The 11,216-nt window shown below is 45.7% G+C and carries 11 protein-coding genes; 2 read left to right on the top strand and 9 right to left on the bottom strand.

Annotated elements, in window-relative coordinates:
* Nucleotides 1-34: 34 nt before the first annotated feature.
* Nucleotides 35-229 carry a hypothetical protein gene (locus tag AB4154_RS21780; RefSeq protein ID WP_017072485.1) on the top strand — a complete coding sequence of 65 codons (195 nt, stop codon included), beginning with the start codon at nt 35-37 and terminating at the stop codon, nt 227-229.
* Here AB4154_RS21780 and AB4154_RS21775 read toward each other — a convergent pair.
* Nucleotides 226-792, bottom strand: a complete 567-nt coding sequence (locus AB4154_RS21775) for a sugar O-acetyltransferase (RefSeq protein WP_102321248.1) — start codon at nt 790-792, stop codon at nt 226-228. The two genes, AB4154_RS21780 and AB4154_RS21775, sit on opposite strands and share 4 nt — an antisense overlap.
* A gap of 118 nt (nt 793-910) precedes the next feature.
* Complete coding sequence (add, locus tag AB4154_RS21770) at nt 911-1,909, bottom strand: adenosine deaminase (protein WP_372124095.1); 999 nt, start codon at nt 1,907-1,909, stop codon at nt 911-913.
* Between the two features lie 126 nt (nt 1,910-2,035).
* On the opposite strand from add, the gene AB4154_RS21765 reads away from it, so the two are divergent.
* Nucleotides 2,036-2,983, top strand: a complete 948-nt coding sequence (locus AB4154_RS21765; RefSeq protein WP_017061092.1) for a LysR family transcriptional regulator — start codon at nt 2,036-2,038, stop codon at nt 2,981-2,983.
* Nucleotides 2,984-3,270: 287 nt separating this feature from the next.
* Here the strand turns inward: AB4154_RS21765 and AB4154_RS21760 are convergent, their stop codons facing one another.
* The 7 genes from AB4154_RS21760 to AB4154_RS21730 all read right to left on the bottom strand — a co-directional run bounded on the left by AB4154_RS21760 (nt 3,271) and on the right by AB4154_RS21730 (nt 11,178).
* Nucleotides 3,271-3,651: a hypothetical protein gene (locus tag AB4154_RS21760; RefSeq protein ID WP_017057786.1), complete on the bottom strand. Its 381-nt coding sequence runs from the start codon at nt 3,649-3,651 to the stop codon at nt 3,271-3,273.
* A gap of 64 nt (nt 3,652-3,715) precedes the next feature.
* Nucleotides 3,716-5,764 carry a glycoside hydrolase family 3 N-terminal domain-containing protein gene (locus tag AB4154_RS21755; protein ID WP_102398630.1) on the bottom strand — a complete coding sequence of 683 codons (2,049 nt, stop codon included), beginning with the start codon at nt 5,762-5,764 and terminating at the stop codon, nt 3,716-3,718.
* Between the two features lie 272 nt (nt 5,765-6,036).
* Complete coding sequence (locus AB4154_RS21750) at nt 6,037-6,540, bottom strand: YgjV family protein (RefSeq protein WP_081090456.1); 504 nt, start codon at nt 6,538-6,540, stop codon at nt 6,037-6,039.
* A 129-nt stretch (nt 6,541-6,669) separates the two neighbouring features.
* Nucleotides 6,670-7,296 (bottom strand): bifunctional 4-hydroxy-2-oxoglutarate aldolase/2-dehydro-3-deoxy-phosphogluconate aldolase, encoded by a 627-nt coding sequence (locus tag AB4154_RS21745; RefSeq protein ID WP_017068137.1) that lies wholly within the window; start codon nt 7,294-7,296, stop codon nt 6,670-6,672.
* Between the two features lie 9 nt (nt 7,297-7,305).
* Entirely contained in the window at nt 7,306-8,286 is a 981-nt protein-coding gene (locus AB4154_RS21740) for a sugar kinase (protein ID WP_136973851.1), read from the bottom strand.
* Between the two features lie 3 nt (nt 8,287-8,289).
* Complete coding sequence (gene uxaC, locus AB4154_RS21735; protein WP_102394443.1) at nt 8,290-9,702, bottom strand: glucuronate isomerase; 1,413 nt, start codon at nt 9,700-9,702, stop codon at nt 8,290-8,292.
* A gap of 12 nt (nt 9,703-9,714) precedes the next feature.
* A complete protein-coding gene (locus AB4154_RS21730) occupies nt 9,715-11,178 on the bottom strand; it encodes a fructuronate reductase (protein WP_372111207.1) in 1,464 nt (487 codons plus the stop codon).
* Nucleotides 11,179-11,216: the final 38 nt, after the last annotated feature.

The following is an 11,216-nucleotide window of genomic DNA, read 5'->3' as shown; positions in this document are numbered from 1 at the left end:
GCCGCGATGAACCTTAAATTTGAGGGTGTAGAAAATGAAAAGATACCCACCTAAGTCTATCGTTGCATTCTTGTTTTTGACTATATCAGCGCTGGTTTTAGTTGCGGCTGTCGTGCTTCAAATTCGCGGTGAACAAGCGTGCGATAAAACAACGCTGATAATTAGATTAAGAGCCATGCTATTGAAACATCGCTCTTTTTTAGATTTGGATACGCGCTTTCTTGTTTAATCGCGAGTTTGTTCGGCATTCAAATGCCGAATCAACTTGGCTGGAGTGCCACCGTACAGGCAATCTGGTGGTACATCACTGTTAACCACTGAGTTCGCTGCGATAACAGAGCGAGCGCCAATCGTAACGCCTTGGTTGATGACTGAGTTTCCACCAATCCACACATCGTCTTCGACTGTGATAGGTAGGCAGAAAGTTTCCCACTTACGGCGGCTGAGATAATCCAGTGAGTGGGAGGCTGTGTAAAACTGGGCACTTGGCCCTATCAATACATTGTTACCAATCTTGATATTCGCGCCATCAAGCATCACCACGTTCATGTTGATAAAGGTGTCGTCACCGATCTCGATGGTTTTGCCAAACTCGCAATGAAAAGGAGGACGGACAACGCTGCTTCCTACTTTACCAAACAGATTAGCCTGAAGACTTGGTAGTTGAGTATCGTCTGAACATTGATTCAAGTCTGATAGCGCCTTGCTGGCGTGAGTGCGCATGTGGTCTACCTCATGGTCTGCGCCATCAAAAATCTCGCCGGACAGCATTTTCTCGAGTTCTGTTTTCATTGTTTGCATCCCATTCGTCAACATCGATATTAGAATACGGATAATTGGACATAAAAAAAGAGAAAAGCCTAAGCCTTTCTCTTCCTGTTTTTCTACTTAGCAATCAAGATTGCTCAAATTAGATTTGCTCAACGAAACCCATTAGGTGCTTCTTCACTTCGTCTGAAGCAAAAGCACTCTCTACAGAGTACTTGTAGATCTCTGCGTAGTCTTCTTGTGTTAGACCGAACGTTTCACATACACGCTTCACTTCGTTAGTCATGGTTGTGTTCGACACAGTGCGGTTGTCTGTGTTGATCGTTACAACGATGCCGTCTTTCTTGAATTCAGCAATTGGGTGGTCGCTGAATTTGTGAATACATTTAGTTTGCACGTTACTTGTTGGGCAAGTTTCAAGCGCAACCTGCTTCTCTTTAACGATGTTGTACGCGTCTTCGTTACCTTGGATGTGAACACCGTGGCCGATACGTTCAGCATCTAGCAGAGTAACTGCATCGTAAACGTTCTGACCATGCCATTGCTCACCTGCGTGAACCGTCACACGGTAGCCTTGTTCAATAGCGTATTGCGTGTACTCAGGGAATTCAGCGCAGAAGCCCGGCTTTTCACCGCCTGCAATATCAAACGCAACCACGCCTTTACCAAGGTATGGTTTACCAGCGTCGATTACATCTTTGATTGAGTCTTTCGGGAACATACGAAGTACAGACATGATGTAGTTGCCCTTAATGTCGTATTTCTCTTCTGCACGCTTCATGCCTTTAACCGCACTTGCGATGATTGCATCAAGAGACAAGCCCTTGTTTACGTGAAGAATCGGTGCAAAACGAACTTCTAGGTATTTAACGTTCTCTAGTGCTGCGTCTTCGTAAAGCTCAAAAGAGATACGCTCAATCGCTTCTTCCGTTTGCATCACTTGCAGTGGCAGGCTAAAGCAAGCTAGGTACTCATCAAGGTTTTTGCAATCTTCAGGCACTGTTAGAGACTTTACTACCGCTTCACGGTCTTCTGGAAGTTCGATTCCGTACTGTTTCGCCAGATCAATAATGGTGTCTGGACGAACGCTTCCGTCTAGGTGGCAGTGCAGATCAATCTTAGGGAGTGCTAGAACGTTCATGAGTATTCCTTAGGTCTATTATTTTTTGAGTTATTAACTCATAGGTTACATGGGCTTAAATTAACAAGTTTGTGATATGATTTAAAGTGACATAAAGTCATCATTAATCTGAATCTAAGGAATATCATGGTAGATGTTAAAAGCTTACTCAAATGTGATATGAATTTACTGCTGTGTTTACACGTGTTGCTTGAAGAGCGCAGCGTGAGCAAAACGGCAGAGCGATTGTTCCTTAGTCAGTCTGCGGTGAGTAAACAACTCACTAAGCTGCGTTCTTTGTTTGACGACCCTTTGTTTGAACGTGAGTCAAAAGGCCTGTTTCCAACACCGAAAGCCACCTCTTTAGCGCCTAAAATTCATCAAATCCTTCTGCAAGTTGAACAGCTAACCGTGCCGGACATTTTTGAGCCGAAAGACAGCGAACGTACTTTTAATATCGATCTTGTTGAAACCGCTTATACCGCGATTTACCCTAAATTTATGCCTAACGCGCTAGCAGATGCGCCGAACATTACGGTAAACAGCACTACTTGGAGCAGCGAAACCTTTAAGCGCTTACTAAAGCGTGAGGTCGATTTCGGGATTGGAATTTTTGAGCTCGATGAAAGGGCTAGCACCCACATTCAAAATATCCCTGCCGAGCTAAACCACGTCGAGTTGCTGCAAGATTACTCTGTGTGTTTGATGCGAAATGATCACCCAGTACTTCAAGAAGAGTGGAATCTGCAAGCCTTCCTTAAATACCGTCATATTCAGTTGGTGACCGGTGGCGTTGGCGACTGGTTGCTACTGGAAATCTTGCAAGCCAAACAGCTTCAAATTAACAAAGCCGCCAACGTGTCGGACATCACCAGCGCAGTAAAGCTGTGCAAACAAAGCGATTTGCTGATGTGTTATCCGTACAACTCGGTTCGTGACTATATTGAGAGTGGCGAACTGGTGATGAAGCCGATTCCTATTGAGTTGGTTCCCGGTGGTTTGTTTTTGCTTTGGCACCGTTACTTTGATTCTGAACCAAGCCACAAATGGCTTCGCGACCTCATAGTCAATAAGACCCAAGAACCTCAGCTGTAAACCGCGAGCTACGATGATCAAAACGGCGAAATAAGTTTTTTTAAATTTATTTCGTCTTTTTAGAATGAGCATTGTCTTATTACGGGTGCCAAATGCCCGCCAAGAATGAGATATCTAAATGAATCCAATGCCATCGATTCGTTGGTGTTGATTGATTAGTGCTTAATCCTGATGACAGACAGACAGACAGACAGACAGAAGTAAGGCCAACGTGTATACGCTGGCCTTTTTTATGGTTCTTCGCAGATTAGCGCCAAGTTGGATAAGCGACTCGGCTTGTTGTTACGTTATGCTGGAACCTTAAAACAAGAATCTTGATTGCTGTATTTTGGTACGAAGCACAATTTGTCTGCCGACATTTTTAAGCCGTTTTGCATCTGGATATGTGTTACCGCCCAAATCACGCAGCCATGAGGCAAATTGAATAGCGAGCGAGTTTGAGTGAACAACACGCCGTCATCATAGGCTGGTGTAATGTTCGTCGCTTTGCCTTGCCACGCCTTATGAGTGGTTTGCACATCAATATTTGGAACAATCAATGAGAGCATTTCTGGCTCAACGTCTTTTACGACTTTCAAGCAGATACGACACCCATCGTAGTATTGTTCTATCCAGATTTTATGTGGAATAGCGTGATCATCCCAACCCAGTTGTAAGATATGTTCCATGACTTTGTCCTTGGTATCTAAGAAGGAAAGGCAGTGCTCAACACTGCCTGAATTAGCTCAAATATTATTCGTAACTTAAACCATGTCCGAACGGGTAAAGGGTGTCGGCTTGATCATACCCAGGGTAGTCTGAGTCTTGGTTTTGAATGGCTTGGGCACTGTTCGCTAAAGCAAATGGCAGTTTTCCTTGAGGAGCAAAGTTGCCTGAAAGTACTTCCATTAGGTTGCTGTCCGAGACACCAAATGTGGCGATCACGGCACCGGCTTGCTTAAGATTACTTTGATCGTCTAGCACGAAGGGTTGTCTAAAGTTGATGGACAATACCGTTTTGTCAGCGCCCACTTCGTTCATAACGGCTTTAATGTCGCTTAGGCTTGGTTCAATATGCCAAGATGCAGCTGTAGCCATTTCACTGAACGCAAGAATATCGAGTTCATCTGGGTTCGCGCCACCAAAGATAAGATCAGGATCTGAGCCTTCGTTAGATACGCGAACACGAATAACCGCATAGTCCGTATCGGCTGGTACTGGTGGACGCGTTTCTCCCGCTTCGTAATCTCCGGAAGTCACGGTAAAGTTGTACTTGTCGTCTCCTGCAATGTTTTCGTCCATTCCCATGACATACAGAGCAACAGGATTTTGTGCGGTTGATTCAGCTAGAGGTAAAGTCTTATTGGTATTTTGAAGTAAGACGACAGACTTTTTCTGTGCGTAATCAGCGCGTTCTTGGTACTTCTCGTTGCCTAAAATCTCTTGGGCTTTTTTCTCATCAACGTAAGTGTTTTCGAAAAGGCCAAGCTTGAATTGTTCTTCAAGTAAGCGTGTGACTGATAGGTCGACACGCTCTTCGGTAAGCAGATCTTTTTCCACGAGTTTCACGATGACTTCTTTATCATGGAAACCTGAAAGAACATCGACTCCAGCTTCGACCGCCATGGCAACCTGCTCATCAATCGTTTTGTGTTCCACACCCCATGCTCGATCGCCAATAATGCCGGTATCTGAGTTCACGTTACCTGTGTAGCCCAATTCGTCTCTGAGAAGGTCGGTAACAATGCCTTTTGAGAAGGACATACCAACATCGTTTGGCATCCACTTTTGATCTACAGGGATGCCGTAGTAAGGCATGATTGAAGAAGCGCCAGCCTCAATCGCAGCAATAAACGGTTTTAGGTGGTAATCAAAATTGTTCTTTGGATAGACTTGGTTTTTACCGAAGTCATAATGTGGGTCACCACCGTTTTCTTGTGGACCGCCACCAGGGAAGTGTTTGATGGTTAGCGCGATACTGTCTTCGTTGACCTCACCGCCATCCTGCAACCCTTTGATAAGTGAGCGCATAATGTCAGACGCTAAATCTGCATCTTCGGTAAAGGTTTCGTGTACTCGGTACCAACGAGGTTCTGTCGCCAAATCCATCATGTATCCGTACATACTGCGTAGGCCAATTGAAGACCATTCTTCATTCATGATACCTGCAAATTCAGTGATTAAATCCATGTCGCGAGTGGCTGCTAAACCTGCCTCTTTAGGCCAAGCAGAAAAGGCACCTGAAGAAACGTTGATCCCTGCTTTAGCTGATGGATCTATGTGGTTACGAGCATTGGATTTGAATAGAGCGGGGATACCCATTCGCGTCTGTTCACGCAGTTCTTGAACACTATTCATGAACTGGGCAGCTTCTGTTGGGGTTATCTGACAACCTGAACGGCCTGAATCGCAATCAGGCGCATTGGTAGGTGTTTCAACTACGCTGTTACGGAAGATAAAGCGCGTCATTTGGGCATCGCCAATCATGTCTTGCCCTTTACTACTAACGAGCCCACCTTTGGACGAGTTTAAGGTGTCAATGAGCATCATGCCGGCTTTCTCATCTAGCGTCATGCGGCTAACCAAGTCTGCTGCTCGCTCTTCTGGAGATAATCGCCAGTCTTCAAAAGGCTCCAGTGTTCCATTACCGTTAGAATCTCGGAATTGGTAGCCCTCAACGTTCAATACATCATGAACACGAGAGTGAACTTGGGGTTGCTGGAAGTTATTGTCGCTATCAGATGAGTTACATCCTGCAAGAAGCAACGCGATTGCTATAGGTGTCAGGGTAAGACGCTTCATGGTCACGATCCTATTGTTAGTATAATAATAAGTACATGACCAATTTTAATAATTAATGGACTATTGGTTAACCAAAATAGGTCAAACTAAAGGTTTGGATCACCATATAAATTTAATTGGTGATTTAATTCAATTTAGTATTGGAAATATATTGACGAAGTTTAAATAACGTAAACTTAACTAGATTTAATTTTTTGATATCCAATTAATCCCCCATTTAATTAGTGATGTATTACTTCCATATTTTAAATTTAGAATAAAAAATATATTGCCTATTTTATAGTTAACAATCTGCGTTGATGTAAACGATAGATAGTGACCATGTTGGTGACAATAAAGGTGATTTCGACAAAGGACCCGCCAATCGAACCAATCCAAATGTTATGGCTAGCCCAACAGAAAGAATTGAATAAGATCAAGGACCTCAATGCGATGCCTTGTCTTGAAAAGAGTGCCCATGTCGCAACGGATGAACCAACAACCGTAATAAATTCAAAGAAATGATTCATGTTGGGTAAAGTCATGCACCACATCAAGCCAATAAAGAACCACATCACTTTGCGCGATTGAGTTTTTATCGATACATAGCTGCGAATAGCATTAATAATTACGCCTATAGCCGCCACTATGGCGCCCATTAATATGAAATGGATACTCATTACAAAACAAAAGATCATCATCTGGTAGCGAAAACGCATATCATCTTTTTGCCAAAAGGCCATTACACCGATACAAAAAGCCAGGCCGCCAACTCCTTGTGTTATCCAGTTTCCCATATTTAGCCTTTATTTTTAAGATGCTATCGAGCACGATTAAATATTAACTTTGAAAGAATAATGCTCAACCATAAAATAACCCTCCAAAAGGAGGGCTAGATATAACGTCAAAATGCTATTGCACTAGGTTTAATTGACTAACTTAACGGCTTCGCGAGTTAAATGAGCCAGCTCTTCCCAATTGCCTTCTTCAATCAGCTTCTTATCCACCATCCAAGTACCGCCACATGCGAGCACGCGAGGTATCGCTAGGTAGTCTTTAATGTTGTTTGGGTTGATACCACCGGTCGGCATGATTTCAATATCCGTGTAAGGCGCAAGAAGTGACTTAACCATGTTGATGCCACCTGATGCTTCAGCAGGGAAGAACTTCAATGTGGTTAAGCCCATTTCTAGAGCGGCTTCTACTGTACTCGGGTTGTTGACTCCAGGAATGATATCAATACCAATCTCTTGGCAGGCTCTTACCGTGTTTGGGTTAAAGCCAGGAGAGACGACAAACGTTGCGCCTGCCTCTTTAGCCGCAATAGCTTGCTCACGATTGAGCACAGTGCCTGCGCCGATCAACATATCTGGTTGTGATTCACGAAGTAGACGAATAGCTTCAACTGCAGCTTCCGAACGGAATGTAATTTCTGCTGCAGGTAAACCATTTTCAGCTAACACTTTACCCAGAGGGATGATGTCTTCAGCGTTGTCGATAGCGATCACAGGGATAACTTTCAGTGTTTTCAGTTGTTGTTTGATGTTAGACATTGGTATTCCTTAAATGGCTGTGATGGCCGCTTGAGTGAGTTCTTTTGCAATAATGGCACCACGATGTTGGATAACGACGCCTGCCATGGTATTGCCGCGCTGGCATGACTTTGTTAAGTCTTCGCCCGCAAGGTAAGCCGATAAAAATCCGCCGTTGAATGAGTCTCCTGCCGAGGTCGTATCAACGACATGATCAACAGGCAGGGTTGGCACCGCTAGTGGAGCCGAAGCGGCACCAGAATCTGGGTGTATGGTGGCATCTTGAATGAGACAGCCATCTGCACCCAGTTTGACGATGCATCGCTTAACACCCAGCGTCGTTAGACGTTCGATAGTTTGTTCTGGAGAGCTATCGCCCCAAATTAATTGTTCATCATCGAATGTGACCAACGCTAAATCCGTCAATGTATACATGGCCTGGTAGCTGTTTTTGACGGTTTGGTTTTCGTCTTGTGGCCAAAGTGCAGGGCGGAAGTTACTGTCGAAGGCAATCTCAACACCTTGTGCCTTCAACTCAACCAAGATGTTCAATAGCTCGATACGATCTTGTTCAGGCAGAATCGCTAATGTGATCCCGCTGAGAAAGACCATATCGACATTGCGCAGTGCCTGCTTTATCTGATTGAAATCTGGGTGCTGTAGCAGGTAGCGTGCAGCCGACTGGTTTCTCCAGTACAGAAAGGTACGTTCACCTGCGTCATCAAGCTGAATTAGGTATAGACCCGGAGTACGTTGGCTGTCTTGTAGAACAAGGTCCGTCGACACCCCCTCTTGTTGCCAGCGTTCTAACATTCCCTTGCTAATCGGGTCTGCGCCCAAAGCCGTGACGTAGGACACTTTTATGTCATCTTGATTGAGGTTGGCCTCGCAGCCGCGGCTTAGATAGACCGCAGCATTGAGTGTGTCTCCGCCAAACGTTTGATGCATTGAGCCGAACGGTTTGCCGTTAAGCTCGATCATGCACTCACCAATAATGGCGATATGTTTCATGGGTTACGCCCTCTCTTCGAAGTAGCGTTTTGCGTTACCAAAGCAGATGTCTTCGACCATAGGGCCAAGCAGTGACATGTCGTTTGGCACCTCGCCGTTTTCAGCCCAACGACCAAGCATGTCACACAGAATTCGGCGGAAGTATTCGTGGCGTGTGTACGACAAGAAGCTGCGAGAGTCAGTCAGCATGCCGACAAACTGGCTAAGCAGACCAAGTTGAGATAACTGTTCCATTTGGCGTTGCATGCCGTCTTTCTGATCGTTGAACCACCAACCAGAACCAAACTGAACTTTGCCCGCGATGCCGCCACCTTGGAAGTTACCAATCATGGTTGCCATCATCTCGTTATCGCGAGGGTTTAAGCAGTAAAGGATGGTGCGAGGTAACTCGTTGCTTTGATCCATCTCGTCTAACAGGTGAGCCAATTCGAAGGCAAACGTCTTATCGCTAATCGAATCAAACCCTGCATCTGCGCCTAACAGCTGGAACATACGCGTGTTGTTATTGCGCTGAGCACCAATGTGAAGCTGCATTACCCAACCCATTGCGGCGTAGCGCTTGCCTAACCACACCTGAACCGCTGTTGAAAACTGCGCACATTCTAGATCGGTGAGCGTTTCGCCATTGAGGCGTCGAGTTAACAGGGCATCCAAATCCGATTCTGATGGAATAGGTGCGTAGCGAACCACTTCAATACCGTGGTCAGCCGCACGACAGCCATGGGCATTAAAGTGGACTAAACGCTTGTCTAGCGCACTCAACAGATCATCAAATCGACGGATCTCGATATCGGCTACTTGACCAAGTTGGCGCAGGTAATCGACAAAGGTGTCGAGTTCGATTTTGAAGGCTTTATCTGGGCGCCAGCTTGGTAACACTTGTACATCAAATGAATTGTCTTGAGCGATCGCCTTATGGTGTTCAAGAGAATCAATTGGATCGTCTGTCGTACCAGCCATCACCACATTCATCTGCTTCATGATGCCGCGAGCACTAAATTCTGGTGTCGCTAATAGCTCGTTGCCTTCGTGCCAAATTTGGTCTGCGGTTTCTGGACCAAAGAGAGTGCCAGTAATACCAAATGGGCGGCGTAGTTCTAAATGAGTCCAATGGTAAAGTGGGTTGCCCAAGGTTTGAGGGACGGTTCTAGCCCAGGCCATGAACTTATCATAATCGCTTGCGCCTCCAGTAATCAGACGCTCATCAATCCCTGCTGAACGCATACCACGCCATTTGTAGTGGTCACCTTCAAGCCAAATCTTAGACATGTTTTCGAACTGACGATCTTGAGCCACTTCTGCCGGGTTTAGATGGCAGTGATAGTCATAAATCGGCTGGTGGCTTGCGTGTTCATGGTACAAACGACGTGCAGTCTCATTCGACAGTAAAAAGTCTTCACATAAGAAATTCTTCATTGTTTGTACTCCTTATAACGCAGCCACGGTCGCAACGGCACCGTGTTCAATTAATGATTGGTACGCTGAACTTACCGCATCAATGACCTGCGGGTCTTGGCCTAGCTCGGTAGGGAAAATCGCTTCAACCGCAAGTAATGCTGGAACCACAGAAACATTGAGTCCATGCTGGTCGCAGATCTGGCGAAGTGTGTCTGCCATTGGATCGCGGACATCAATCTCATTGCCTTGCTCATCAACGCCAGATACATAGCGCATCCAGCCAGCGATGGCGGTTGCAAGCCACGAGAAATCTGAGCCTTGATCTAAATGGAATCGTAAGCTGCCACCCATACGTTGAGGGATCTTCTGGCTGCCATCCATCGCAATCTGCCACGTCTTGTGCTTCAAGCTTGGGTTAGTGAAGCGGTTGATCAGCAAGGTTGCGTAACCTTCTAAATCAGTCCCTTCAGGCATCGTTAACGAAGGTGCCTGTGATTTCATCATCATGTCAAAAGCGGCTTTTCGGTAGCCAGCATCCGTCATAGTGTCGGAAATATGGTCGTAGCCACCAAGGTATCCAAGGTAAGCAAGGAAAGAGTGACTGCCATTGAGCATACGCAGTTTCATCTCTTCGTAAGGCACCACATCTTCTACGAACTCTGCGCCAGCGACATTCCAATCTGGACGACCTGCCACAAAGTTATCTTCAATCACCCATTGGCGGAAGGGTTCACAGGCGATGCCACATGGGTCTTCACAACCAAGCAGTTCTGCAATTTCTGTCAGTGTTTCTTCTGTTGCTGCGGGTACGATACGGTCAACCATGGTGCATGGGAAGGTGACATTGGTTTCAATCCAATCACGTAATTCTGGGTCAAGCAGTTGAGCAAACTCAATGATCGCTGCTTTTGCTACATGACCGTTCTCTTGCACGTTATCGCAAGACATGACCGTGAATGGTGTTAAGCCACGTTCACGTCGAATTTTGAGCGCTTGCACAATGTAACCTAATGCTGATTTAGGTTCGCTTGGGTTAGCTAGGTCAGCGATGACTAATGGGTTATTTTTGTCGAGTTTTCCTGTCGCTGGGTCTGCGCAGTAGCCTTTCTCTGTGATGGTCATAGAAACGATAGCCACTTGAGGTTCGGCCATTTTTTCTAATACGGTTTCGATGCCGTCTAGGCTTGGGTGAAGAGATTCGGCCACTGAGCCGATCACTTTAACGTCTGTGGATTCAGCGCCTTTTTCAGCAACCGTGTAAAGGTGATCTTGCGTGCGAAGTGATTCAATTAAGTCTTCGCCTCCGAATAGGTTAATTTCGCAAATACCCCAATCAGTGCTGGTCTTGCTGAGCATTTCATTGGTGAACAACGCTTGATGCGCTCGGTGAAATGCACCGAAGCCAAGGTGCACGATACGGCTTTGGAGTGCTGAACGGTCGTAGTCAGGTCGTAGTACAGTGTTTGGCAGCGTAGAGTTAGCAACAGTCTTCATTATTCAGTTCCTTTTCCCGCCAGCGAACCAGCGGGATT

Origin of the sequence: Vibrio sp. 10N.286.51.B11 (assembly GCF_041469245.1) — a bacterium.
Taxonomy (GTDB): domain Bacteria; phylum Pseudomonadota; class Gammaproteobacteria; order Enterobacterales; family Vibrionaceae; genus Vibrio; species Vibrio crassostreae_C.
The sequence above is the reverse complement of the archived record's forward strand: the minus strand, read 5'-3'. Positions and strand labels throughout refer to the sequence as shown.

Coding starts and splice junctions, on each gene's coding strand:
- add (WP_372124095.1), bottom strand. CDS start 1,909: ATGAACGTTCTAGCACTCCCTAAGATTGATCTGCACTGCCACCTAGAC.
- AB4154_RS21755 (WP_102398630.1), bottom strand. CDS start 5,764: ATGAAGCGTCTTACCCTGACACCTATAGCAATCGCGTTGCTTCTTGCA.
- AB4154_RS21780 (WP_017072485.1), top strand. CDS start 35: ATGAAAAGATACCCACCTAAGTCTATCGTTGCATTCTTGTTTTTGACT.
- AB4154_RS21730 (WP_372111207.1), bottom strand. CDS start 11,178: ATGAAGACTGTTGCTAACTCTACGCTGCCAAACACTGTACTACGACCT.
- AB4154_RS21760 (WP_017057786.1), bottom strand. CDS start 3,651: ATGGAACATATCTTACAACTGGGTTGGGATGATCACGCTATTCCACAT.
- AB4154_RS21750 (WP_081090456.1), bottom strand. CDS start 6,540: ATGGGAAACTGGATAACACAAGGAGTTGGCGGCCTGGCTTTTTGTATC.
- AB4154_RS21745 (WP_017068137.1), bottom strand. CDS start 7,296: ATGTCTAACATCAAACAACAACTGAAAACACTGAAAGTTATCCCTGTG.
- AB4154_RS21740 (WP_136973851.1), bottom strand. CDS start 8,286: ATGAAACATATCGCCATTATTGGTGAGTGCATGATCGAGCTTAACGGC.
- AB4154_RS21765 (WP_017061092.1), top strand. CDS start 2,036: ATGGTAGATGTTAAAAGCTTACTCAAATGTGATATGAATTTACTGCTG.
- AB4154_RS21775 (WP_102321248.1), bottom strand. CDS start 792: ATGAAAACAGAACTCGAGAAAATGCTGTCCGGCGAGATTTTTGATGGC.
- uxaC (WP_102394443.1), bottom strand. CDS start 9,702: ATGAAGAATTTCTTATGTGAAGACTTTTTACTGTCGAATGAGACTGCA.